This is a genomic window from Flavobacteriales bacterium (assembly GCA_020635795.1).
Taxonomy (GTDB): domain Bacteria; phylum Bacteroidota; class Bacteroidia; order Flavobacteriales_E; family Vicingaceae; genus Vicingus.
Genome location: JACJZD010000002.1, coordinates 298,847 through 325,747, shown reverse-complemented (window position 1 = coordinate 325,747; position 26,901 = coordinate 298,847). Strand labels below are relative to the sequence as shown.

The following is a 26,901-nucleotide window of genomic DNA, read 5'->3' as shown; positions in this document are numbered from 1 at the left end:
ACCAGTTCGCTGTTACGCCCGCTGGTAACCCTGTCGCTGCTCCTATACCTGTCGCTCCTGTTGTTGTATGCGAAATGTTTGTAATTGCCGTGTTGATACACACATTTGGTGATGCTGACGCTGCACTTACTGTATTGTTTGCTCTTACTGTTATCGTTCCAGTTGCATTTACCGTTCCACATCCTCCTGTTAACGGAATACTGTAGTTAAACGTTCCAACCGCAGAAGGTGTTCCACTTATCGTAATGGTATTGCCTGACCATCCTGCTGTTACACCTGCTGGCAAACCTGACGCTGCTCCTATCCCTGTCGCTCCTGTTGTCGTATGTGTAATATTTGTTATCGCCGTATTAACACATACATTCGGCGAACTTGATGCCGCACTTACTGTGTTATTTGGACTTATTGTTATTGTCCCTGTTCCTGAAGCGGAACACGTCCCCGTACCAACCGTATAAGTTATCGTATGTGTTCCTACTGGTGCGGTTGCAGTATTAATAACTCCAGTTGAAGTGTTTAATGCCCCTCCTAAAGTTCCTGAACTATAAGACCCACCTCCAGTGGCTACCAAGGTAGGTGAAGCATTACCTGAGCCTACACACCTCGGTGTTGGATAGGTTAAACTCGTAAAGGTATTAGGGCTCGTTACTGTTATTGTCTCGGTTACAGTCCCAAAACAATTATCAGGACCAGCACACCCATTATTAAATGAATACGTTATATTATAAGTACCTGGACCAGCAATAGACGGACTAAAAAACGCATGACCATAATTGGTTCCCGTAAAAGATCCAGGAGGACAAGTTGGGCAAGAATAGGTAGCCGTACCCTTCACTGCCGTTTTTGGAAAAGTAACTACTTGACAACCTCCAGAAGGCGTAGCAGCTCCCACATCACCATTAACAGTAGATCCAGCAGAACCAGAATTAGTACCATCAGCAGCTCCCCAAGCAGGGCTATTAGCAATAACTCCACCACAATTAAGATCGGTAATAACAAAAGACATATCACTTCCTGATCTAACATCACAAAACTCAACACCCAAGCTATTGGTGGTAACATTATCCACCTCATACATTGATAATGTATGATTTGTAGATGCTGACAAGTTTGTAAAACTCCAATAATTATTCCAAGTTGTACCATTTTGCTCTAATCCGTAAATATTATTACCAGATGTTTGAGAATTAGTAGTAGTAGTAACCTGAATACCAGGGACAATAGGTCCTCCAGCTGTTGCCGCATCATCAGCCCTTATAAACAAAGTTCCAGCATCAGTACAAGAAAAAGTTAAGGGAAAATTATATGATGTCCCACCACTTTCAGCATGAATACCAACAGTAGGACAAGGAGGGTTAATTATGGCACAGTTCGTAGAACCTGTACCCCCTGTTTGAGAAAACGAAATATTTCCAGATATATTAGAATAATTTGTTATAAGAAGCATATAATACTGACCCGAAACACCTCCAACAATATTTGCAACTTCAGTTGAAGCAGTAGAATAACTACAATCTTCAATTTCACTTGATGGATTACCCATATTACCACAATCAGCTAATGCTATTGGCAAAGAATTGTAGGGACCGTACATAATGAAATCGACATCGATTCCTGCTCCCGAATTGGTTACTTGACTAATCGTAATGTCAATATTTCCAGAAGTTCCTATTTGCATGTAATACCAAGCAGGATTTGGCTGAGTACTTAAACATCCATAATTATTGCCTCCTGGTGCAGTAGTACCTGTGCTGTTCGGGAAACTATATGATGTTCCGGTACAAAAAGGATCTGCAGCTGCACAAGTTGCTCCTTGTCCATAAACTTTAGACGTTAAAATAAACAATGAAATCATTGTAATACCTAAAAATATTTTTTTGTAAAATCGTTTCATTCTCTCTAAATTATAAAATCATTAAAATGTTGATTATTTTGTCTATTTAATCTCGTGATGATATTCAGGTTTTATTAAATGTAGATTCTGTCTAGCCCAATTCATAACCACCTCTCGATACTGTTCTGGTGTCTGACCTACAATATGCTTAGGAAAATCCTTTGGAATTTGACCAGAGATAGATCTTTCCATAATCACTTTATCTCGATTTAAATATTGACCTTCTCCAATAATTTCAGTCCCTCTAACACCTGAAGCAGATGGTTTAGATTGCGAACTATTAGCTCTTAAAACCTCTGGGCTTTCCTGAAGTAATATATGACCATGAGGTGATTTTTTTTCTTCGGTAACAACGGTTGAGGCTGGCACATCTACATTGTTAGATTTAGGCATTTGATTTCTCTGCTGAGCGTTAACAACAAAAGTAAACACTACAAAAACTGAGCTTAAAAGGAATTTAATTTTCTTCATCTTTATTACAAATAATTTAATAGCTTACATAAAAATTACCACTCAAACTTATGGATAAAAAACGAATTTTAAACGAAAAAACCATTCATTTTATCGAAAACAATCATTTATTATTCCATTCTTTTAGAAAGTGTACGAAATGTAGGACGTAAAAATAATTAAAAGGTTGCACAACAAGTTAATAGTTAAATTATTGACAAAAAGGGATTAAATTGTTATATTTTTGAATATTACCAGTTAACTGATATAATTTAGCAATATGACCACACAAAACTTTATCACTCTTATCTAACTCATATGCTTTTTCAAAATATGTTATTGACAAGCTATAATCGCCATTTGAATATAAAGAATAAAGATTTCCAATATTTACATAAATACTTTTTGGTTTTAATGATTTTTCAGCCATGCTCTTTAACATTAAAATCCCCTCTTCAACTTTATTGTGCTTATTCAATAACTGATTGTACAAATCGTAAGCCTTCAAATAATCTGGATTAAGCTCAATCACTTTGAGATAATGGTATGAAGATTTCTCATAATTATAAATGTTTTGATATGAAAAGGCTAAATTAAAATGTGCTTCCAAATAATTCGAATCCAATTCCACTGCTCTTTCACAATAATTAATTGCAGACTCATAGTCTCTTAAAAAATTAACATATACCGACCCTAAATTATTTATACTTGTTACATAATTTGAATCTATCCTAATCGATTCTTTGTAGTGATAAATAATTTTTTGAACATCATTAGAATTCAAACTATTTGGATTTTGTTGGGTTTCTTTAGCAACCAACGGATACATTGTATTTGATATTAATGCATGTGCTTTTGCAGATTCCGTTAAGTGTTCTATATCATGTTCAAACAAAGTTAAATAATCGTGCCAATCTGGGTTTCTAGTTATGGTTCTAGCAGAATAAATTAAACAAATACTCAAAAATACTAGCAACAAACCATTAGAAAACTTTATCTTTTTTAAACCATGTTGCACATCTACCTTAAATACTCTGACAAGCAACCATACTAATACAATTGAAAATCCTAACGAAAAGGAAAATGCAAAACGATCAGCAACTATTCCAGGCAATAAAAATATCGCATTATTAACACCCATCATAAGGCCTATCCAAATTATTATTGCCAACCCAATGATTTGTTTTTTGATAAAGGCATACAATCCATATAAACCAATTGAAACATAAAAAATTAGGGATACCCAAACTTGCCAATAACTCCATGTTGCAATAGGAATTTGATTGTACCCATAATAAAAGGATAGGTTTTTAGGAAAGATAAGCATCTCTAAATAAAACCAACTAAAATATAGACTTGCAGATATCCGTTTTATTGACCATGCTTCATGCATTAATGGGTTTTCAAAATACTCAAAAATTCGAATTGGATTTGCTGGTAAAACCATTCTCTGAAATTGTCCAAAACTCAGATACATTAAGGCAATAGATAAAAAAGAAATTATAATGATTTTGGGTTTTGCATTTACATAAAATAAGAACACTGGCACTAATGCCAACAAAGCCATTCCATTACTTTTTGAAAATAATGCAATCAATGCAAATAGCATTCCTAAAAAAATATATTTAAGACGTCTTAACTCATTGAATTTAATAAAAAAATGTAGTGAAAACAACATGCCAATCAACATCAACATTTCATCTCTATTTTTTAAACTGCACACTACTTCTGTATGAATAGGATGTATGAGGAAAATTATAGTAATTAAAAAAGGGAAAACAATATGATATTCGGGCATAATTTTAATTAAAAGATGAAAAAGAACTATGCACAATAATCCATATAACAAAACATTAACGAAATGACTAATATTTGCTTGAGTAAGCTTATCCTTCTTTGCTTTTTCTTTTATTGATTGCTTTTCAGGAAATTTACTAAAGAATTGCTTTTCTATAGCAAATGTTGTTATGACTAAAGGGCGGTAATCATAAGTCTGTTTTTTATCTGTTGAATACCTAGATTTAAATATCATCGGAATACCAGACAATCCCTCCTCAACAGTTTTATTACCTTCAACAACAATATTATCATCTAATGCATACTCATTGTTAATGGAATTACCATAAATAATAAATGTGAGGATAATAATAACCCACCTATATTTATTAATCGATATATTGCTTAAATCTATTATCAATTTATTTATAAAACCTATAACCTGTAACAAATATAAAAACATTAGCCGATTATTAATATTTTTACATCATTATATTTATAATGAACCTCAACAAAAACATAACAAATCATTATATTCTTTCAAGAAATCGTTCAGGGAGCACTCTTTTAAACAACCTGCTTAATAATCACCCCAACATTTTAAGTATTTCAGAGCTTAACATTTATTGGCTACTAAAATGTGATTACGAGAACGTAAATCAGTTCGATACAATTACTATAAAAAAATTAATTGATGACTTATTTTTTGTTTTAGGCAAGAAAAGAGATGGTTTCTATATGTTTATGCTTCCTTCAAAAGTCGAATTGATTGAAACCATATTAAACCATAAAAATCCTTTAGATTTTCTAATAATATGTAGAATAATCAATTCAAAGATTAAAGCTACATTTAATGAAAAGAAACAAATAACCACTCTAGTCAACAAAGAAATTAGTCTCAATCACCTGATTGACAAAATCCATCATCACTCACCTAAAACCAAATTTGTATTATTAGTTAGAAACCATCGAGCTAATATTTATTCAAGTTTAAAATTTAATTCAGCTCGAAAAAATTATATTTATGAAGCAAAACGATGGACTCTTGATTTAAAACCATTAATAAAATCAAATATTCCACAAGATTTAAAACTAATCATAAAATATGAGGATTTAATCCTAGATACTGGAAGTTGTTTAGAAAAAATACAATTATTTTTAGGCGTTAAAATTATTGAAAATTTAAGTTCAAATCCTCTTGCAATTACAACCGAATTACTGGATGAACTAGCAAAAAAAAAATAATGTACCCGAAAAAGAAATAAAGCTCTTTAAAAAACATCACTTCAATAGTTTCTTAGAAGTTGACAAAGAAAAGATAAATGAATGGGAAAATCAATCTGCATTTAATAAAATACAGCTAAATAAAATTGACAGTATTTGCCAAGAAGTAGCTACGTCTCTTGGTTATCCTTGTTTGAATAAAAAGGTGTCATTTTCCTTAATAGATAAATATTTTATAATTCTAGCTATAATAGACAATTATGTAGCTACAAGATACATTACTATGCCTATCAGATATAAACGAATATTAGCTAAAATAAACTTTTTTAAATTTTTCAATTAATACACTTTAAAATAGTTTGTAAACCAAATAGCTAATTGTGCAAAAGGTCTCAAAATTAATACGAGTGGCTTTAATCTTCTTCTTTTAAAGCTTTCATTTAATCCGACACCTAATTTTAATCCAACTTTCTGAAGCAGCATTGACGCCAACACAGTAGTAATAAGCTTATTTTGCTGAGGTTCAAACTCTTTCCTAACAATATCAAAAATCATGATATACCTTTCATTTTCTGTATTATTCCATGCTCGATGATACAATGCATCACAAAAAATTAATAACTCTCCATTTCCCCAAGATTTTTGTTCTCCTTTTACCTCAAAGCCACAATTAGGTAATTTACCAGGAATATCTAGTCCTAAATGACATCTATAAAATCCATTTGAATCTCCATTATGAGGAATTATCTCACTGTTTGCTTCTAACTTACTAAAAGATGCTGAAATCAATCCAGGAATGTTGTTTATTATTTTTGTAATCTCAGGAAAATATTGTTGGTTTTTGTAATTATTTATTGACCAAAATTTCAATCCAATAGTTTTCCATCCCCCATCAGTAGTAGAAAACAAGTAATTAAAATATGGGTCGAAAAGTTTTTGTGAATTTATGGTTTGCTTAAATTCATTAATAATTATATCCTTATTTTTTAAAACTATTTCAGCCCAATCATAATCAGAAGGGTTATAGAAAGCAACCTCATCACCTTGATATCGCTTTTCATCATAAATTGAGAACCACAGTTTCATAATAAATTTTTTCTTTCAATAACATAATTATTAATGATAACAGCATCAATAGAACTACCAAAAAAGACAGCCATAACATCATGTAAATCATGAACAATTGGTTTTCCCATAACATTATAGCTTGTATTAATAACCAATGGAATGCTAGTAAGCTTATTAAATTCAGTTATTAAATCAAAGAACTTTTTATTTGTATGTTTTGTTACTGACTGCAACCTTCCAGTATTGTTTACATGTACAACAGCAGGCACTTTTTCTCTCACTTCTTTCTTAAAAGTTAACGTTTTTTCCATAAAAGGTGAATAGGAATAGTTTTCGAAATAGGAACTCCCAAACTCATCAAGTATAGATGGAGCAAAAGGACGAAAACTTTCCCTAAATTTAACAACAGCATTAATTCGATCTTTATTTTCAACAAAACCAGGATGAGCTAAAATAGAACGATTCCCCAATGATCTAGGTCCAAATTCAGCTCTTCCTTGTATCCAACCAATAATTTGGTTTTGACTTAATAAATATGCGGCATAATGTGCAGGATCTTCTAATTTTTCAAATGGTAATTTCGAAGTTACCACATATTGATCTAACTTCTCTTGATTAATTTCAGAGCCGAGAAAGGCACTTCTATTTTTAAATGATTTAGGATATTTTCCATTAATCTCTTTGTAAGCCATAAATGCTGCTCCAACAGAATTTCCGTCATCAGCTGGTGCATTTGCAACAATAATATTATCAAATATTCCCATTTCACTCAATTCCCCCATTGCAGATGAATTTAATGCCGCACCTCCAGAAACAAACATGTTTTTTTGATTTGGAACTAATCTTTTAGCATAATTCACAATAGACAACAAATATTCCACAAAAACTTTTTGAGCAGTATAAGCAGCGTCCTCTTTAGATATATTATTATCTATTACATATTGAGTTAACTCCTCCACATATCTTCCTAAAATTTTTGTTTTGGTGGTATACTTATCGTTTTTAATCCTAAATATGTCTTTAATAAATTTCTCAAATAATTCATTTTTTTTTCCATAAGGAGCTAAGCCCATCACTTTCCATTCTTCCCCTTTATAAGCAGAAAACCCTATAGCATTTGTTGAAATACTATATAGTGCACCCAAACTAAATGTTGTGTGAATAGCTTTCACTAAAATAGGCTCTTTATCTTTAATACTATAAATACTAACAGCTGTTGCTTCACCCCCTCCATCAATAACCAAACCTATTCCTTCGGATAAATCAGAACAAGATATAGCATTAACTATATGAGTCAAATGATGATTAAAATATTTCCTTTCAACTATAGCATCTATATTCCATTTATTAAATTGTTTAAAAATTCCCGCTCCAGACTGAGTTAATGCAGCCGCTGCTCTCAACGAACCTGAATGAAAGCTCCTATGAGCGCCCATTTTTTTAAGTTGCTTTCTAATTAATGAATTAGAATCGTAATTAAAAAAACCTAAAAAATCTAAAAACTTAGAAAAAAGATGCTTGTTTTTTGTCCATGAAGAGCCCAAATAAACATGATATATATCTCTAGCAAATAATGTTTCAATAACTTTTTCAATATAAAAATCCATATCTGGAGGACACCCTATCCCTCTTTTTGATTGTAAGTATCTTTCAATTCCTTCAGCGAACAATAATTCCCCTTCTTCATCTAGTATGCATATAGATGGGTCATGGAAATTATCATTTAGTCCTATATAAATTTTTTTCATACTTTGACTTTGTTATGAATTTAAATAAAAATAACCCTTGTCTAACCAACTTAACCATTGTTCTCTTGGTGCAATGGTCAATAAATGCTTATCGTTTGTTTTAGTAAGTACTTCTTTACAAACATCTTTAGCTTTTATTGGGTTAAGGCTTGGTTCGAAATCAAACATAAAAACTACCCTTCTAAAATTCGTATTATTCCATGCTTCATGTATCTTACTATCATCGAAAACCAGTAATTCTCCTTCCTTCCAAACCCTCAAATCATTCTCAATTTTAATTCCAGCATCACCTTCAGGCACTACTAATCCTAAATGAGCTCGAAGCAATTTATTCGTAAAACCCGTATGAGGATGAATAAATGTTTGTGGTTCTAACATTGAAAACTCAGCTGTAACTATAAATGGATACTTTTCAATAAGAGAAGCTATTGTTGGACAAGAGTCCTTATTAGGCTGATAATCTATTCCAAATATTCTAAAAGTTAACGTTTTCCATGCCACATTTTTATCTATTGGGTTCGATAAATAATCTGGTCGTTCCCCAATCCATGTTGAATAATTATTTGGCTCAATGGGTTTATCAATAATAGCAAGTAACTCTTTCTTTATAAGCAAAAAATTTTGTTTAAACTCTATTAAAAATTGAAACCTTCTCCAATCATAAAATGTTTCAGTATCCATAAACAAATAAAAATAGTTTAAAACCATAAAGTTATAAAATATTGATATTTATACTAATTAATTTCCCAACAATTGATTAACTTCATGTTTTATATAATTTAACTTTATAGTTTATGCATGCTTCAAATTTTCATTATAATTTTTTTGAATGGACAAAACTTCTAGAAGAGAACTGGACGGATATTCAAAGTGAATTATTGAACGTATATAATAAAGATGACCAATGGTTTTTGGCACACCCTCATTATGTAAAATCAGAATCTTCTAAAGCATGGAAAACATACGAGTTTTCATTTTTCGGCATAAAAAACCTTGAAAATTGCCAAAAATGCCCTAAAACATCAGCTTTATTAAATAAGATTCCAGAATTGGTTACCGCACAATTTTCCGTTTTAGAACCTAATACAATTATAGAAGCTCACAAAGGCTATACAAAAATGGTGCTTAGAAATCATTTAGCCTTAAAAGTTCCATCTAAAGAACTTTGTAAAATAAAAATCGAAGATGAAGAGCACAGTTGGGAAGAAGGGAAAGTAATCACTTTTGATGATAGCAAGATACATGAAGCCTGGAATCTATCTAATGAATCAAGGATGGTATTAATGATTGATGTTGCTAATCCATCAATGCCTTATTCTGGTTTCGAAATATGTAAATATAAATTAGAAAAAATGGACGACCCTTTCTTGTTAAATATTGCTGAAAAACATGTTTGGTTAAAATGGTTAAATGATGGCTATTTTAGCTTATAAATTTTTCTTCATTATAAATTTCCATCTAAACTAGAACTTCTTAATTCTAATAACACCTTATTGATTTCATCCAAATTCTTATCTGAAACGTTACCAAAAGCTCTTGGAGAGGAGTAATCATTAGAAAGTTTAGAAGCTATACTTCTGAGCTTTTCGGTTTTACTTATATAATCTTCCCTTGTTAACACATAATAAGGATTTTTAGATTTCTCTTGCCCTGGCACTACAACATAGCCTAAATTTTTATTAAATTGAATTGCTTTTTGATTAGTTGGAAGAATTTGAACAAACGACTTATTAAAAATTTTTAAAACAAAAAACACAGCATTGAGAAAACACAGGCTTGCTAGTACGGCTGTAAATTCAAAATCCAAGTTTGTATCCCAAATAAAAATACCTCCTTCTCCATACATGTCATTCATGTTTACATTCTTCGAATTAATAACACCTACATCTTTCCCTTTGTATTCAATCAAAAAATAATAGTTGTTTTTATTATTAATCGATTCAAACCATTCTAGTTGCATTTTTTTTGTGATATGCTTTTTATAAGCCATATTTCTTCTTATATCTGGATGATTTCTCCAAAATCTAATAAGCTCAATATCGTCATGAGTAATCCTTTTAAGTTTTACGCCATATTGCTCAATAATCATAAAATTTCAGCTTCACGATAAGGTGGTTTGTTATAATTTAATTTTATTATTTTACTTATGTACTCAGCCATAACACCAATACTTAAAATTATTATGCCTGAAGAAAATAGAATAGCAATTATTATAGAGGCATAACCTTCTACTGATATAGAAAGTACAAATTTTCTATACAAAATCACCAAACCCCAAATAAAATTTGACACAGACATTAACGCTCCTGTCAACGTTATTAATCTAAGAGGGGTAAGAGAATTAAATAAAACTAACTCTTTAGTTAATAAAGAAAGGTTTAACAATGAATATCTTGATTTTCTTAGCACCTTGCGATTACACACAACATTTATTGATGAAATATTTGAAGTGTGCCAATGTATAAATTCATCTATAAAGGAAAAATCTCTAGCATTTTTAGCTATTTCATTTGCAAGAGTCCCCTTAATTAGACGGAAACTTGATCCAGTCATTTTTTCTTCACCCTCAAGGAGTCTAGCAATTTTTTTGTATATATTTCTAAATATATTTTTTAGAACTGAAATATTTTTTCCAGAATCTACTCCGTAAATCAAATCTGAGCCTGTATGTTTCTGAGCTGCAAGTAACTTAAGAATATCATGCGGATTATACTCTAAATCATCATCAATTGTAACTACCCATTGACCCAATGCGTATTTGAACCCACACAATGTAGCATTATGCTGACCAAAATTTCTAGACAATCTAATAGCTAATACTTCATTTGGATAAGTACTTTTTAATTCTTTTATAATTTTCCAACTATTATCTGAACTAAAATCATCAATAAAAATTAATTGAAGCCCTAAACTATTAGATTTAAATACACTTTTTATTTCAAAGAATAAATCTGAAATTGTTTGTTCGCCATTAAAAACGGGAACGACTACAGAAATAGTTACATCTTTAGTATCCAAGTAAACATCCTCCATCTAATACTATATTTGTTCCTGTTACCCACCTTGAAGCATCAGAAAGCAAGTAAATAACTGCATTTGCTACATCATCGGGCATTCCAATACCTAATGGGTATTTGTCAATATGAGCCTGCATTGATTCATGGCTTGCATCTTCGGAAGCCTTCTCATAAAGAGGCGTTTTTACCATGGCTGGAGCAACAACATTAGAACGAATTCCTTTATGGCTGTATTCCATTGCTATCACCTTTGAAAAAGATTCGAGAGCTGCCTTTGAAGAACTATATGCAGCTCCACCTTTATGAGGATATTGAGCAGAGATAGACGAAACAAAAACTAATGAAGCGTTTCTTTTTAGCTTTTTCTTTCTGTCCAAAAAAGCTATTAATGAAACAGGAGAATAAAAATTCAACTTCATGGTCTCATCCATTTTTTCAAACGATAAGTATTTAACTGGATATGGATTTACGACTCCAGCACAATGAACTACTCCATCAATATTTTCAATACTAAATGCCAAATTTTCAATTTCTTTTTCATCAGTAAGGTCGCACTTTATACATTGTAAGATAGACTCTCCATATTCAGCTTGTAACTCATCAAGTTTACCCTGATTTCTTCCAGAAACAACAACTCTACCTCCCATTAAGATAATACTTTTCACAACCTGAGAGCCAATCCCTGATGTTGATCCAGTTACTAATATCAATTTGTCTGTTAAATGAAAAGGAGTTACCATTTTGTTTATTCAATTTCTACTAATTCTGAAATGATAATATTATTAAAATCTACTAAGACTGAACCCCAAGAATATCCTACACCAAAACCTGACAAAAGTACTCTTTTCTCATTTTTAATTAACACATCTTTAAGTTCTGAAACAATTGTTAATGGGATTGATGCTGAACTTGTATTACCAAACTTTTGAATAGAATAAGGTGTTTTCTCTTTAGGAAACTTTAATTTTTTTCTAACAGATTCATTCATCAACTTATTTGCTTGATGCATCACTAAGTAGTCAATACAATCCATTTCTATATGCGCAAATTCAAGTAAGCTAAGTATATTTGGTTTAACTTCTCTAAGTGAGAAGTTAAAAACCTCCATCCCATTTAATTCCAAATTACAATCAGCCCTCTCTATACCATTTTCAATAACTTTAATTTTACTTGTCTCTTCACTATATGGCAACCGAGTACCTCCTCCTCTAATAATTATAGATTCCCAGCCCCCTCCATCCGATTGTAGATTAAAAAATATTGGTTTCGAAGTTAAATCTCTTGAGATAATAGTTGCAGTTGCTGCATCACCAAATAATGGAAAAGTACTTTTATCTCTTGGATTGGGAGAAAAAGTTGATTTATCACCACACAACAACAGACCCTTATTAAATCCTGTTAAACTAATTAAATTTGATATTACAGCTAAGCCATATACATATCCTGAACATCCTAGGTTGATATCAAAAGCAATTGTTTTCTTAGACAGACCAAGTCGTTCTTGCATTATGATTGAAGTGGCTGGTAAAAAATAATCAGGCGATTGTGAAACAAAAACTAACACATCAATTTCACTCTCAGTAGTATTTGTATCAATAAATAGTTGTTTGGCAGCAGAGAAACACATGTCAGAAGTACAAACTTGTTTCGAAGCAACCCTTCTTTCTAATATCCCAGTTCCTTCAGCAAATACTTTTCTCTCAATTTCTGAAATATAAGTATATTCAGAAGTCTTCATAATATTTTTCGGTACACATGCAGAAATACCTTCAATTCTAATGTTATCTATTTTAAAAAGAGCCATTAGTTTGATTTCTTGCTTGCTACTAACTTATAAAGATCTTCTATGGTTTCTGCATTTCTTAAATCTTCGCCCGTCAATAAAACATCAAACTCATTATCAATAAAAGCAATGATAATCAATGCATACATTGAACTAAAATTGGGAATACTCCTATAACTTGTTTTTGGAGTAAGAGATTTTATTTCAATATCATCAAATTCTTCTTCTAAAAGTCTTGTGAATTCATTTACATCTATCATAAAAACATTCTTTTAACACTAAAAATAAATCTAACCCTCTGATAATTGTTAAAGTTACAAACTTTAACTTAATAATATAACACTGTTCCACTCCAAGAAAACCCAATTCCATAACCTGCAACTAATACCTTACTACCTCTGCTAATTCTCTTTTCTTTCTCTGCTTCACTTAATGCCAAAGGTATAGAAACTGAAACTGTATTTCCAAAATCTTCTATATAATAAGCCATTTTTTCATCACTTATTCTTAATTTACGCTGTATTGATTTTAATATAATAGTACTTGCTTGATGAAAAACAAACAAATCAATATCCCCCATCTCTAATTGATTTTTCTCAAGGATCTGTTTAACTAACAACGGAACTTCTCTTATTGAAAATGAGAATACCTCCAAGCCATTCATCCTCATCTGTCCTCTAGGCATCCCTCCTACATCTCTATTTGTTTTCAACCATTCTTCATTAATAGGATTCCTTAAACAACTTTGATCAATAAACAAATGCTTTGACCCTCTACCGTCTACACCATAAACCACATTACCGATCTGATTTTTGTTTGACTTCTCAATCAAAACAGCAGCTCCTGCATCACTAAATAATGCTCTTAAATTAAAGTCATTTGGATTCGTTACAAGCCCAGGAGTATCTCCAAAAAGTAATAGTACATTATCTGATTGTCCACTTTCTATTATAGCTTTAGCCATTCCTAAAGAATTAGTAAACCCAGCACAACCAGATGGCAAATCCAATGCCCCAATGTTATTTTTCAATCCAAGCCGATCCTGAATTAAACATGCAGTCATAGGCGCTATATAATCAAGACCCTCAGTACAAAAAAGTAAAAAACCAATCTTATTTCTATCTAGGTTATAAGTAGTAAAAAGGTCTTCAGCAGCACGACATGCTAAATCAGAACCAATAACATCTTCTGTTGTATTATATCGAAAAAGAATTCCAGTTTTTTTGTAAATTATAGAAGGCTGAATATCATATTTTCCAGCTAATATTTCATTAGTAACTTTGTTTGTCGATAATTTACAAGTTATGGCTTTTATTTCGCAACCCATTAAAGAATTCTTTACTATTTGATTCTCCTAAAAGTAGGTGTTTTTTTCTTAAAAAAAACAGTCAATTTAAATTTGAACAGAAAAAGGACAAAATTGCCCTTTTTCTGTTCAAATTTAACATTCTTACCTAATTAATGATACTGTTCCCTTCAGATTATAATCAACATCATCCATTCCTTTTGCCTTAATGATATAGAAATAGGTTCCATCTGATGCTTCAGCACCATCAACTTTACCATTCCATGATTTATCTGGGGAAGTAATTTCAACTACTTGTTTACCCCATCTATTAAATATAACACAATCAAAATCAGTTATATTTCTATACATAAACTCAAAAACATCATTCTTGCCATCTCCATTAGGTGTAAAAACATTTGGGACTACTAACATTGATGTTCCTATTACTTCAATTAAGATTCTATTTGTATCCGAACATTGACCATTGAAAGATATCAAGGTAACTACATAATCTCCTTGTTCTGAATAAGTAATCGACGAAGAACTAATATTGTTAGAATCTCCTAATGTTTGACCATTCCCAAAGTTCCAATAAGAGCTATCAGCTACACCAAGATTTATAAAATCAACATCTAAAGGCATTTGACCCGTGATTGGATTTGCCCCAATTATTGCTGAAACAAAAATTTCACCAATCATCACATTTGAAACGGATTGACAACCATTGGATGTATCTGTTACTGTTAAAGTGTAAGTACCTCCTTGATTAATAATTGGAGCTAATGTTGTGCTTCCTGATAGGATATTACCATCATTTGTTGTCCACAAATATTCATCACCATTAGTAGAAGAACCATTTAAATTCAATACTTGGTTAGAGCAAAAAGAGGTATTTGTCCCCGCATTAGCACCTGGAGGAACTAAATCTGAAGTAACGACTACTATATCTGTTTTTACACATTGATTTGAACTGTTTGTTACAGTTAATGTATAAGTTCCTGCTCCATTTGCAATTGCTGAATTAGTAGTAGCTCCACTCGATAAAAAAGGACCCGACCATTGGTAAAGAATATTTCCTCCTATTGAAGAAGCCGTCCCATCTAAATTAGCACTAGTGTTATTACAATTAATAAAAACATCTGGCCCAGCATTTGCTACTGGTCTAACAGTATCTATCACAACAACAACATCATCAGAATTTTGACAGCCACTATTGTTATTAGTTACTGTAATAGTATAAGTTCCTGGCTGATTTACAAGAGCATAATTACTTGTCCCTCCTATAACAATATTTCCATTTGATGTTGACCACAAATAAGAAATTCCTACTCCAGATTGTGATCCAACTCCATTAACGGGTACACCAGTACTTAAAGTGGCACAATTTAATGAAGTATCTGCTCCAGCGTTTGCAATCGGTGGAATTGTATCAATAACTACAACCATCGTATCTTGAGATTGACAACTATTAATTGTATTTGAAACGGTTAATACAAATGTGCCTGGAATAAATGTTGATCCATAAATGGAGTCTGAAACAACATTTCCTGATAAATCAGTCCATTGATAAGTATACTCAGAACCAGCAATCGATGATGAGCCATTTAAAATCACAGTATCTACATTACAATTTATCGACAAATCTGGACCTGCATAAGTATAAGGCAAGTCTCTATTTTCAAATACTTCTAATGAGCTTGATAATTGACAATTATTTAATGTATCCACAGCTGTTAAGGTATAAACTCCTGGTCCAACAACAAATGGATTTAGTGTTGAATCTCCAGAAGCGATCGATGCTCCCGTCCAATAGTAAACAATATTATTTCCACTTACAAAACCTGATAGTTGAATAGTATCATTAACACACGTTAAGGAAGTATCCATACCAGCAACAACAACTGGCAAAGTAGTATCTTGATAAATTTGAACAGTATCTCTACTAATACAATCGTTTGAATTTACTTCAATAATATATGTTCCGGTTTGATTTACAGTTGGTGTAAGAGTATTCTGACCAGAAAGAACATTCCCTCCAATGGTTCCCCAATTATAATTTCCAGAAGAAGACCCTGCACCATTCAACACAACTTGGGGATTTGTACATGTTAACGTATCTGGAACACCAGCTTCTGCTGTTGGATAAACGATATCAAAATTAATACATCCTGGTAAAGCCAAATTTCCACATAAGTCAGAGATTGATGATGATGTATTTGCTACACAAAAAGAATAGGTACCTGGATCTGTAATCGCAGGAGTAACCGATACAGTAAAATATCTATCTTGACTTGCTCCACTATTACAACTCGACCCAATTATTGAAGAAATAGTATATGGTCCGCCAGGACCATTTAACTCAAAATCAGACTCTAAAATGCCACTACAAGACACATTCTCAGAAAAATTAAATGACAAGGAAGTCATCCCACATTTAATTGTGGAACTTATTGCCTGTAAACTAGGAGGTACATTATCAAAAATAGATGCTGTTGAAGCGCCAAAATCAATTGTATAACCATTTGTTGATGTAGAAAATTGACTTACATTAACTACATAAGTTTGACCCACCTGAACTGGTATACAAGGTTCATTTTGACTTCCTGAATTTCCATTTGGACCTGTATTGCCGGATGTGCCAGAGTAATTACAACTAACTTCTAAAGCAGCGTTATTGTAAATATCAGAGCAAGAATTACTCGTTAAATTATATACTGCCCAATCATAATCATCTGAATTAACATTCGGGTCAATTGTAAAACATACATTTCCAGCGGTTTGGGTTGTAAAAGTATACCATACATCATTTTTTTCGCCTGATCCTAAACAAGAAGGACCTGAATTTATTTCATTAGGAATATTACCTGTTCCTGAATAAGCATTTGCCTCTGAATATACATTTTGACAAACAGCAATTGCTCCTAGACAATCTTGAACAGTAGGAGTTGGTGCAACCGTAGGTGCAGAGATATTGATTCCAAAACTTGCAATACATGTTGGGACTGACCAATTATCTATAACGATGTAATACGTAACTCCCGCTGTAACACTTATATTTGAAAGTGATTGGTTACCTGATGATGATGTTGAACTAGACACACATAAACCAGTTGATGGACAACCTTGGTATAAAAACAAACCTACCCATGATGAAGTCGATGTAATATTGATATTTATCAATCCTGAGGTATTAGGAGTAAAAACATACAAATAATCTTCTCCATCTAAATAAACTCCATTTCCACAAACTGTTGAGTTTCCAGAATTATAAACATTACCATTCCCACAAGTTGTTTGATTTGAAGCAGAAAAAGGAAGGTTTACTGGGCTTGCCGAAGCTAATGAACAGTTTGCTCCTCCTTGAGCAAAAAGCCCTACCGAAAAGATAATAAAAAAAGTGTTTAAAATTATTAGTTTGTATTTCATCTTTTTCATCAATAATTTAATTTTTAAACGACTTACTATTTAGCTGAACTCCAATCTCTTGCAATTTAGCAACAATTAATTCAGCATTAATAGATTTGTCAACAAAAACAAATCCATTGTTTGTAGATGGATAAAACAACTCAACATCCAAAACATTAGGCAATGTTTTAAGTTCTTTTATTATGCTATTGGCAACATTAACATCTACTATTTCTTCAAAAATAACTTCAACTTTAAACCTATTATCTTCGACTTTTACAACACTACTAAAGGTTTGAGCTTTTGCAGAAAAACTGAAAGCAAAAATCGAAATAATAATAAACAATCCTCTTACCATGCTTTTTAACTTAAATTAATTAAACTGTTACAAATTTAAATAAAGACTACCATAATAAAAAATTGGTTGCATATAAACTCATTGTTTTTTGAATAAAAAATTAATGTTTATTGTAATTTTGAATTCTATGGATTATTTAAATCAACTCAACCAATCACAACGAGATGCTGTGGAGAATACTGAAGGCCCTGTGATGGTAATTGCAGGTGCGGGATCAGGAAAAACACGTGTTCTAACATATCGAATAACTCATTTAATCAACAAAGGTGTTGACCCTTTTAATATTTTGGCCCTTACTTTTACCAACAAGGCTGCCCAAGAAATGAAAGATAGAATTGGAAAAATTGTAGGCGGCTCGGAAGCTAGAAACATCTGGATGGGAACTTTTCACTCTGTTTTTGCTAGAATTTTACGAACAGAATCAGAAAAAATTGGCTACCCATCTAACTTTACCATCTATGATACTCAAGATGCTAAAAATCTAATAAAAACCATATTAAAAGAACAAGGATTAGACGAAAAAGTATATAAACCAAGCTTGGTGTTGAATAGAATTTCTGCAGCTAAAAATAATTTAATTTCACCACAAGCTTACGCTGCAAATACGACTATTCAATCGGAAGATATTCAATCGGCAAAACCAAAAATTGGATTAGTTTATCAAATATATAGCGACCGTTGTTTTAAATCTGGAGCAATGGATTTTGATGATTTGCTTTACAAAACGAATGTCCTACTTCGCGATTTTCCTGATGTATTGTACAAATACCAACACCGTTTTAAGTATATTTTGGTTGACGAGTACCAAGACACCAACTTCTCGCAATATTTAATTGTAAAAAAACTTGGTGCAGTTTTTCAAAATGTTTGTGTTGTTGGTGATGACGCCCAGAGTATTTACGCATTTAGAGGAGCCAATATTCAAAATATTTTAAACTTTAAAAACGATTATCCAGAGGTTAGAACCTACAAATTGGAACAAAATTATCGCTCAACCAAGAACATTGTAAATGCTGCAAACAGCATTATTGAAAACAATAAAGAACAGATAAAAAAAAATGTTTATACCGACAACGAAGTTGGTGAGAAAATAAAAGTTTACAAAGCTGGATCAGACAATGAAGAAGGAAAATCTATCGCTAATTTAATTTACGACACCCAACTTTCTAAACAAGCCAAAAACTCCGATTTTGCTATCTTATACAGAACCAATGCTCAATCGAGAGCTATGGAAGAAGCACTAAGAAGAAAAAACATTCCTTACAAAATTTATGGAGGCCTTTCTTTCTACCAACGTAAAGAAATTAAAGATTTGTTGTCTTACTTTAGAATGGTTATTAATCCTAAAGATGAAGAAGCACTGAAACGAATTATTAATTACCCTGCTCGAGGCATAGGAAACACAACCATTGACAAATTAACCATTACAGCCAACAACAGCAATACTGACATTTGGAATGTGATTAACAACCTAAATCAATTCAATACCGGCTTAAATAATGGTGCTCAAAACAAAATTAGCGAGTTTGTTGCTATGATAAATAGCTTCGCAGCACAGTTAAACTCAAAAAATGCATTTGATTTAGGAAATGAAATTGCTGCAACCTCTGGTTTATTAAAAGACTTGTATTCTGACAGAACCCCAGAAGGAATTAGCCGCTACGAAAACATTCAAGAATTATTGAATGGCTTAAAAGAATTTACTGAAACCGACAACGAACTTGAAGAAGATGTTACTCCTCGTGGGTTACCTGAGTTTTTACAAGATGTAGCTTTGCTAACAACATCCGACAACGAAAAAGACGAAGACAGGGACAAAGTTACCCTAATGACCATCCACTCTGCTAAAGGATTGGAATTTCCTTATGTTTACATAGTTGGTTTAGAAGAGAATTTGTTTCCTTCACAAATGTCGCTTACCAGCAGAGTTGACTTGGAAGAAGAACGCCGATTGTTTTATGTAGCAATTACTAGAGCAGAAAAAGAAGTAGTTTTATCGTTTGCAGCTAGTAGGTACAAGTGGGGGAACTTAATTTTTTGTGAGCCTAGTCGTTTTATTGAAGAAATTGACGAATCGCATTTAGAGTTAATGTATAGCAACAAATCCCAATCGTTACAGCCTCAAAAAGAAAACCATCACAACGCTTTTTATGAAAAAAGGCAAACAAACACTAACTATCAAAAACCAGCAACAACCATACAACAACCAACTTTTTCGCCACCTAAAAATTTGAAAAAAGTTGATTTAAATTCTACAGCAGTCTCTCAAAGTGCTGATTCATTGAATTTATCAACAGGAATGAAAGTTGAACACGAAAAATTTGGGATTGGTGAAATTGAGCTTATTGAAAATGGCAAAGCCACCATTAATTTTAACAACTCTGGCAAAAAACAACTTTTATTAAAGTTTGCCAAACTCAACATCATAAATAATTAATTACTTTTGAAGAACAAACAGTAAAATATACTACCGAATAACAACTCAATGAATACAATAGAAAAAGATTACAACACTCGTCGACCACAAATGATTATACCTGAATATGGTAGAAACATTCAAAAAATGGTTGAGCATGCTATAACGGTTGAACCACGTGAAGAACGTAACAAAGTAGCTCAATCCATTATAAATGTTATGGGACAATTAAACCCTCATTTGCGCGATATCGTTGATTTTAAACATAAACTTTGGGATCATTTATTTATCATTTCTGATTTTAAATTGGATGTAGATTCACCTTACCCTATTCCTGATAAAGAAACCATTTTTAAAAAGCCAGAACCTTTAGCTTATCCGCAAAACAAAATTAAGTTTAAACATTACGGAAAGAGCGTTGAAAACTTTATAGCAGAAGCTATAAAAATGAAAGACGGTGAAGAAAAAACAGAATTAATACGTGCAATTGCCAATTTAATGAAAAAGTCATATTTAACTTGGAATAGAGAATCGGTTGATGATGATTTGATTTTTTCTGACTTAAAACTTTTATCAAAGGGGCAACTTCAAGTGGATAGTGATTTCAAATTAGAACAAACAAACGATATACTAGCACTAAACGTTAAGAAAAAGACGACCAACAACCACAAAAATAAAAACCACAAAAACAAAAATTACCAGAAAAAACGCAGATTCTAATGGGTGTATTTAAAATAAAAGGTGGAAATAAATTAAACGGCGAATTAACTCCTCAAGGAGCAAAAAATGAAGCGTTACAAGTAGTTTGTGCAGTTTTATTATCTGCCGAAAAAGTTACTTTACACAACTTACCTGATATTCGAGATGTAAATTTTTTAATAGATTTATTAGAAGAGTTGGGTGTTAAAGTTGAACGAATGGGAAAAGGAACTGTCCATTTCACCTCTAACAACATTAATTTAGAATACTTACAAAGCGATCAATTTAAAAAACGTGCGGCTTCACTTCGTGGCTCAATTATGATTATGGGTCCGCTTTTAGCTCGATTTAAAAAAGCCTATATGCCAAAACCTGGCGGCGATAAAATTGGCGCTCGTCCTTTAGATACTCACTTTCTAGGTTTTGAAAAATTAGGAGCAACATACTCATACGATGCTAATGCAGGTTTCTACACCTTAAAAGCCGATAATTTAGCTGGTAAATACATTTTACTTGATGAGCCTTCTGTAACCGGTACTGCCAACATTTTAATGACAGCAGTAATGGCGAAAGGTAAAACCACCATTTATAATGCGGCTTGCGAACCATATCTTCAACAATTGTGCAACATGCTTATTAGTATGGGTGCAAAAATTACAGGCGTTGGTTCAAACTTATTACGGATAGAAGGCGTTACAGAACTTGGTGGTTGTGTACATACTCTATTACCCGATTTTATTGAGGTGGGTTCATTTATCGGCTTAGCAGCAATGACACAATCGAACATTGTAATAAAAAATTGTAGAGTTGATATGCTAGCTCGTATTCCTGAAACATTTATGCGTTTAGGAATTGATTTAGAGATTAAAGGTGATGACATTCACATTCCATCACAAAAACACTACGAAATTCAACGTATGATTGATGGCTCTATCCCTACTATTTACGATGCTCCATGGCCAGGCTTTACACCCGATTTATTGAGCATTATTTTAGTTACTGCCATTCAAGCCAATGGCACAGTTTTAGTGCATCAAAAAATGTTTGACAGCCGTTTGTTTTTTATTGATAGATTAAAAGATATGGGAGCTCAAATTATTTTATGCGACCCACATCGTGCTACAGTTATTGGCTTGAATAGAAAATATAACTTAAAATCAACCGTTATGTCTTCTCCAGATATTAGAGCTGGAGTTGCCTTATTGATTGCTGCATTGTCTGCTGATGGTACAAGTACAATATCAAACATTGAACAAATTGACAGAGGATATCAATACATTGACAAACGATTAAATACAATTGGAGCAGATATTCAACGTATAGATTAATTAATACTAAAGAAAATGAAAACATTGAAAAAATTTAAAACAACCTTTATATTATCAGCTATTGTATTGATAACTGCTGGTTTTATTTATAAAAAACAAAATGGTGGTCCAGCTGTTGGAGTTAAAGCTACAGAATTAGCCTATAAAAGTCCAGATGGAAAAATTATCGCTTTATCATCATTAAAAGGAAAATTGGTTTTAATCGATTTTTGGGCATCTTGGTGTGGGCCATGTAGAAGAGAAAATCCAGCTGTGGTTGCGGCTTATACTAAATACAAAGACAAAACATTTACCGTTGGTAAAGGATTTACCATTTATAGCTACTCTTTAGACCAAGATATGGCTAGATGGAAAGCTGCAATTGCTCAAGACAACTTAATATGGGCTTACCATGTGAGTGATTTAAAAGGATGGCAAGCTGAAGGAGCCGCTAAATATGGTGTTAACTCTATTCCAACTAATTTTTTAATTGACGGAAAAGGAAATATTATTGCTAAAAATTTAAGAGGAGATGCTCTTGATGCTGCTTTAGCAAAATATTTAAAAAAATAAGTGTTTTCTAACACTAAAAAAAGGCAGAAAAGATATCTTTTCTGCCTTTTTTTCTTACAACCAATTCAAGTTCAATATTTTTCTGACAATATGACTTTTATAAAAACAATGGTTGTATTTTTGCCAACCTCAACAAAAAATTAAAGTTATGAGTAAGAAAGATAAAGTTGAAGAACCTGAAAACAATACTCACGAAGAGTTAGTTGAAGAAAACCAAGAACAACAAACAGAGCAACCAGAAGAGTTAACAGAAGAGCAAAAAACTCAAGAAGAAAGCGAACGTTATTTACGCTTATACTCTGAATTTGAAAACTTTAGAAAAAGAACTCAAAAAGAAAAAATAGAGCTTTATAAAACTGCAGGTGAAGATGTATTAAAAGCGCTGTTGCCAATTATTGATGATTTTGAACGAGCCCAAAAAGCAAATCTAACCATTGAAGATATTAAAGCAGTTAAGGAGGGTTTTGCATTAATTCATGATAAATTTTTGAAAATCATCAAACAAAAAGGATTGGAAGAAATTCCTTCTGCTGTTGGTGAAAAATTAGACATTGAAAAGCATGAAGCTATTACCCAAATCCCTGCCCCTTCCGAAGAGCAAAAAGGGAAAATAATTGATGAAGTAGAAAAAGGATATACCTTAAATGGAAAAGTTATTCGTTACACCAAAGTGGTTGTAGGGCAGTAATGCCTCCCCAACCCCTCCGAAGGAGGGGCTACTTTCATATAGGTATATCAATAAAAAACATAAGATTAGAAAAAAATAGATATTTAGAACAATATATTAACCCACTTTATTCCATTAAACAAAAGATTGTTTGTAGAACTCCCTCCCTTCGGGAGGGTTAGGGTGGGCTAAACTAGAAACAATGAGCAAAAGAGATTATTACGAAATATTAGGTGTTTCAAAAGGCGCATCGGAAGCTGAAATAAAAAAAGCTTACCGCCAAATGGCAATTAAATACCACCCTGATAAAAACCCAGACGACAAAACTGCAGAAGAAAAATTTAAAGAAGCTGCTGAAGCCTATGAGGTTTTAAGTAACCCCGAGAAAAAACAACGTTACGATCAATTTGGACATGCAGGTATGGGCGGCGGACAAGGTGGTTTCGGTGGTGGTGGAATGAATATGGACGATATTTTTTCTCAATTCGGAGATATTTTTGGTGGTGCTTTTGGCGGAGGTGGATTTGGTGGAGGTTCAAGAGGTGGACGACGTGTTAGAAAAGGAACCAACCTTCGTATTAAAGTAAAATTAAGCTTAGAAGATATTGTTAATGGTGTACAGAAAAAAATTAAGGTGAACAAATTGGTTAACGCCGAAGGTGTTACCTTAAAAACCTGTGGTTCTTGTAACGGTGCTGGGCAAGTTACTCGAATTGCTAATACCATTTTAGGTCAAATGCAAACATCTTCGCCTTGCCCTTCTTGTGGTGGCGATGGTAAAATGATTGACAAAAAACCTGCAAATGCTGATCACGATGGCTTAATCCGTAAAGAAGAATTGATAACCATAGATATTCCTGCAGGGGTTGAAGATGGCATGCAACTTTCTGTAACTGGAAAAGGAAATGCTGGACCTAAAGATGGTATTCCGGGCGATTTAATTGTTTTAGTAGAAGAAACTCCTCACGAATCCATTAAAAGAGATGGCACCAACTTGCTGTATGATTTCTATTTAAATTTTTGTGATGCAGCTTTAGGAACATCTGCTGAAATACCAACTGTTACTGGAAAGGTTAAAATAACTATAGAACCAGGCACACAAAGCGGAAAAGTGTTACGATTAAAAGGCAAAGGTGTACCAAATATACATGGTTATGGCACTGGAGATTTTTTAATTTATTGTAATGTTTGGACACCTCAAAAACTTTCGAAAGAAGAAAAAGAGCTTTTAGAAAAACTAAAATCATCAGACAACTTCCGACCAAATCCAACAATAAAAGACAAAGGGTTTTTCGATAGAATGAAGGATTATTTTAACTAAGTTTATGAGGTGATATGTTTAAAAGTTGAGTGGTTTATATTAAACTTCTAACCTTATAAACTATTCACCTTAAATAGAATTACTATCTTTAACACATGATTTACAAAAGCACCAAAGATTGTGTTGAAGACCTTGAAAAAAATGGTCATCTGATTAGAATCAAAGAAGAAGTTGACCCCAATTTGGAAATGGCTGCCATTCAGTTGCGTGTATTTGAAAACAATGGTCCAGCCATTTTATTTGAAAACATTAAGGGTTGCGAATTTCAAGCCGTTTCCAACTTGTTTGGCACGCTAGAACGAAGTAAATTTATTTTTAGAAATACTTTCGATAAAGTTCAACAACTCGTTGAATTAAAAAACGACCCCGTTAAAGCCATCAAATCACCAATTAAAAATTTATCAACGGGATTATTGGCGTTAAAATCCATTCCAAAAAAAGTCAGTTCAGGACCTATTTTATTTAAGGAAACTACCATTGACAAACTGCCCTTAATTAAATGTTGGGAGAAAGATGGTGGAGCATTTATTACCTTGCCACAAGTTTTTTCGTTAGACCCTACCAATACATCCATTTTCAGTTCTAACCTGGGAATGTACCGTGTACAATTAAACGGAAACGATTACGAAACCAACAAAGAAATTGGTTTGCATTATCAAATTCACAGAGGAATTGGAGTGCATCAAAACAAAGCCAACGAATTAGGCAAACCACTTAAAGTGAGTATTTTTATTGGCGGAGCACCAGCTCATACATTAGCAGCAGTAATGCCATTACCCGAAGGTTTATCGGAACTTACTTTTGCTGGAGCGTTAGCTGGGCGAAGATTTCGTTACATCGAAAAAGAGGGTTATGTACTTTCTGCTGATGCTGATTTTGTGATAACTGGAGAAATTTATCCCAACCAAACAAAACCCGAAGGGCCGTTTGGCGACCACTTGGGTTATTACAGTTTAACACACGAGTTTCCCGTATTAAAAGTGCACAAAGTTTATCACAGAAAAGACGCTATTTGGCCTTTTACTGTGGTAGGGCGACCGCCACAAGAAGATACGCAATTTGGTGCATTGATACACGAGATTAGCGGAAGTGCCATACCGCAAGAAATACCAGGGTTGCACGAAGTAAATGCGGTTGATGCTGCTGGCGTACATCCATTGTTGTTGGCAATTGGTAGCGAACGCTACACACCTTACCAAACGCTTAAACAACCACAAGAATTGTTAACCATTGCCAACCACATATTGGGTTTTGGGCAATTGAGTTTAGCCAAATATGTATTAATAGCCAACAAACCAGACGCTCCAAATTTAAACACACACAATATTCAGGAATTTTTTACGCACTTGTTAGAACGAGTGGATTGGCAACGCGATTTGCATTTTCAAACTAAAACGACCATTGACACCCTCGATTATAGCGGAACAGGTATCAACCAAGGTTCTAAAGTAGTAATTGCAGCTGTAGGAGATAAAAAAAGAGATTTAATAACAACTTGCCCCATTGAAAATGGAAAATTAGTAATGCCCGGAGTTGTAGGGTTAAATTTTGAACCATTTACCACCTACGAAAATGCAGCGCAAGAAATTGAAGCCTTGAACGCTAAACTCAACACTCAAAATTTAGACGGTTTACAATTGATTGTACTTACCGAACATGCCAATTTTATTAGCGAAACCCTGAACAACTTTTTATGGGCAACCTTTACACGAAGCAACCCTGCTAGCGATATTTATGGCATAAATGCTTTTACCCAACACAAACATTGGGGTTGTAAGGGCCCACTAATTATTGATGCTCGAATAAAACCACACCACGCTCCGCCACTTATAAAAAACCCCGAAATAGAAAAGCGAGTAGATAAATTTGGCGAAAAAGGTGGTTCGCTTTATGGTGTTATATAATCT

The 26,901-nt window shown here is 32.9% G+C and carries 23 protein-coding genes; 9 read left to right on the top strand and 14 right to left on the bottom strand.

Annotated features, from left to right (window positions below; genetic code table 11):
• The 3 genes from H6589_09070 to H6589_09060 all read right to left on the bottom strand — a co-directional run.
• On the bottom strand, positions 1 to 1,894 hold a 1,894-nt coding region (locus tag H6589_09070), incomplete at its 3' end, for a hypothetical protein (GenBank protein ID MCB9174745.1).
• A 42-nt stretch (positions 1,895 to 1,936) separates the two neighbouring features.
• On the bottom strand, positions 1,937 to 2,287 hold the full coding sequence (locus H6589_09065; protein ID MCB9174744.1) for a hypothetical protein: 351 nt from the start codon (positions 2,285 to 2,287) through the stop codon (positions 1,937 to 1,939).
• 268 nt (positions 2,288 to 2,555) lie between these two features.
• Entirely contained in the window at positions 2,556 to 4,541 is a 1,986-nt protein-coding gene (locus H6589_09060; protein ID MCB9174743.1) for a tetratricopeptide repeat protein, read from the bottom strand.
• Between the two features lie 80 nt (positions 4,542 to 4,621).
• Between H6589_09060 and H6589_09055 the strand changes: the two genes are divergently transcribed.
• Positions 4,622 to 5,365 (top strand): sulfotransferase, encoded by a 744-nt coding sequence (locus tag H6589_09055; GenBank protein ID MCB9174742.1) that lies wholly within the window; start codon positions 4,622 to 4,624, stop codon positions 5,363 to 5,365.
• Positions 5,366 to 5,683: 318 nt separating this feature from the next.
• Here the strand turns inward: H6589_09055 and H6589_09050 are convergent, their stop codons facing one another.
• Genes H6589_09050 through H6589_09040 form a run of 3 tightly spaced genes read right to left on the bottom strand, consistent with a single transcriptional unit; the run spans position 5,684 to position 8,841 of the window.
• Positions 5,684 to 6,430 carry an aspartyl/asparaginyl beta-hydroxylase domain-containing protein gene (locus H6589_09050; protein MCB9174741.1) on the bottom strand — a complete coding sequence of 249 codons (747 nt, stop codon included), beginning with the start codon at positions 6,428 to 6,430 and terminating at the stop codon, positions 5,684 to 5,686.
• Positions 6,427 to 8,160, bottom strand: coding sequence for a carbamoyltransferase (locus H6589_09045; GenBank protein ID MCB9174740.1), 1,734 nt, complete (start codon positions 8,158 to 8,160; stop codon positions 6,427 to 6,429). Before H6589_09045 ends, H6589_09050 begins: the two co-directional genes overlap by 4 nt.
• Positions 8,161 to 8,172: 12 nt before the next feature.
• The gene (locus H6589_09040) at positions 8,173 to 8,841 is read right to left on the bottom strand and encodes an aspartyl/asparaginyl beta-hydroxylase domain-containing protein (protein ID MCB9174739.1); all 669 of its coding nucleotides are present in this window, start codon (positions 8,839 to 8,841) and stop codon (positions 8,173 to 8,175) included.
• 113 nt (positions 8,842 to 8,954) lie between these two features.
• Here H6589_09040 and H6589_09035 point away from each other — a divergent pair, with 113 nt between their 5' ends.
• Positions 8,955 to 9,593 (top strand): aspartyl/asparaginyl beta-hydroxylase domain-containing protein, encoded by a 639-nt coding sequence (locus tag H6589_09035; protein ID MCB9174738.1) that lies wholly within the window; start codon positions 8,955 to 8,957, stop codon positions 9,591 to 9,593.
• An 11-nt stretch (positions 9,594 to 9,604) separates the two neighbouring features.
• Here H6589_09035 and H6589_09030 read toward each other — a convergent pair whose 3' ends face one another.
• The 8 genes from H6589_09030 to H6589_08995 all read right to left on the bottom strand — a co-directional run bounded on the left by H6589_09030 (position 9,605) and on the right by H6589_08995 (position 18,011).
• Positions 9,605 to 10,249: a GNAT family N-acetyltransferase gene (locus tag H6589_09030; protein ID MCB9174737.1), complete on the bottom strand. Its 645-nt coding sequence runs from the start codon at positions 10,247 to 10,249 to the stop codon at positions 9,605 to 9,607.
• Entirely contained in the window at positions 10,246 to 11,193 is a 948-nt protein-coding gene (locus H6589_09025; GenBank protein MCB9174736.1) for a glycosyltransferase, read from the bottom strand. The genes H6589_09030 and H6589_09025 overlap by 4 nt, the downstream gene beginning before the upstream one ends.
• On the bottom strand, positions 11,168 to 11,917 hold the full coding sequence (locus H6589_09020) for an SDR family oxidoreductase (protein ID MCB9174735.1): 750 nt from the start codon (positions 11,915 to 11,917) through the stop codon (positions 11,168 to 11,170). The genes H6589_09025 and H6589_09020 overlap by 26 nt, the downstream gene beginning before the upstream one ends.
• Positions 11,918 to 11,922: 5 nt before the next feature.
• Positions 11,923 to 12,915 carry a ketoacyl-ACP synthase III gene (locus H6589_09015; protein ID MCB9174734.1) on the bottom strand — a complete coding sequence of 331 codons (993 nt, stop codon included), beginning with the start codon at positions 12,913 to 12,915 and terminating at the stop codon, positions 11,923 to 11,925.
• A gap of 65 nt (positions 12,916 to 12,980) precedes the next feature.
• Positions 12,981 to 13,220 (bottom strand): acyl carrier protein, encoded by a 240-nt coding sequence (locus tag H6589_09010; GenBank protein MCB9174733.1) that lies wholly within the window; start codon positions 13,218 to 13,220, stop codon positions 12,981 to 12,983.
• 68 nt (positions 13,221 to 13,288) lie between these two features.
• Positions 13,289 to 14,287 (bottom strand): ketoacyl-ACP synthase III, encoded by a 999-nt coding sequence (locus tag H6589_09005; protein ID MCB9174732.1) that lies wholly within the window; start codon positions 14,285 to 14,287, stop codon positions 13,289 to 13,291.
• A gap of 123 nt (positions 14,288 to 14,410) precedes the next feature.
• Complete coding sequence (locus tag H6589_09000) at positions 14,411 to 17,674, bottom strand: gliding motility-associated C-terminal domain-containing protein (protein ID MCB9174731.1); 3,264 nt, start codon at positions 17,672 to 17,674, stop codon at positions 14,411 to 14,413.
• A 16-nt stretch (positions 17,675 to 17,690) separates the two neighbouring features.
• Positions 17,691 to 18,011, bottom strand: a complete 321-nt coding sequence (locus H6589_08995) for a hypothetical protein (protein ID MCB9174730.1) — start codon at positions 18,009 to 18,011, stop codon at positions 17,691 to 17,693.
• 127 nt (positions 18,012 to 18,138) lie between these two features.
• Here H6589_08995 and H6589_08990 point away from each other — a divergent pair, with 127 nt between their 5' ends.
• The 7 genes from H6589_08990 to H6589_08960 all read left to right on the top strand — a co-directional run bounded on the left by H6589_08990 (position 18,139) and on the right by H6589_08960 (position 26,898).
• Positions 18,139 to 20,448, top strand: coding sequence for a UvrD-helicase domain-containing protein (locus tag H6589_08990; protein MCB9174729.1), 2,310 nt, complete (start codon positions 18,139 to 18,141; stop codon positions 20,446 to 20,448).
• Positions 20,449 to 20,496: 48 nt separating this feature from the next.
• Positions 20,497 to 21,147 carry a DUF4290 domain-containing protein gene (locus tag H6589_08985; protein MCB9174728.1) on the top strand — a complete coding sequence of 217 codons (651 nt, stop codon included), beginning with the start codon at positions 20,497 to 20,499 and terminating at the stop codon, positions 21,145 to 21,147.
• Positions 21,147 to 22,454, top strand: coding sequence for a UDP-N-acetylglucosamine 1-carboxyvinyltransferase (gene murA / locus H6589_08980; GenBank protein MCB9174727.1), 1,308 nt, complete (start codon positions 21,147 to 21,149; stop codon positions 22,452 to 22,454). The genes H6589_08985 and murA overlap by 1 nt, the downstream gene beginning before the upstream one ends.
• A gap of 15 nt (positions 22,455 to 22,469) precedes the next feature.
• Positions 22,470 to 23,006, top strand: a complete 537-nt coding sequence (locus H6589_08975) for a TlpA family protein disulfide reductase (GenBank protein ID MCB9174726.1) — start codon at positions 22,470 to 22,472, stop codon at positions 23,004 to 23,006.
• 148 nt (positions 23,007 to 23,154) lie between these two features.
• Positions 23,155 to 23,694 (top strand): nucleotide exchange factor GrpE, encoded by a 540-nt coding sequence (locus H6589_08970; protein ID MCB9174725.1) that lies wholly within the window; start codon positions 23,155 to 23,157, stop codon positions 23,692 to 23,694.
• 181 nt (positions 23,695 to 23,875) lie between these two features.
• Entirely contained in the window at positions 23,876 to 24,994 is a 1,119-nt protein-coding gene (gene dnaJ / locus H6589_08965) for a molecular chaperone DnaJ (GenBank protein MCB9174724.1), read from the top strand.
• Between the two features lie 95 nt (positions 24,995 to 25,089).
• Complete coding sequence (locus H6589_08960; GenBank protein ID MCB9174723.1) at positions 25,090 to 26,898, top strand: UbiD family decarboxylase; 1,809 nt, start codon at positions 25,090 to 25,092, stop codon at positions 26,896 to 26,898.
• Positions 26,899 to 26,901: the final 3 nt, after the last annotated feature.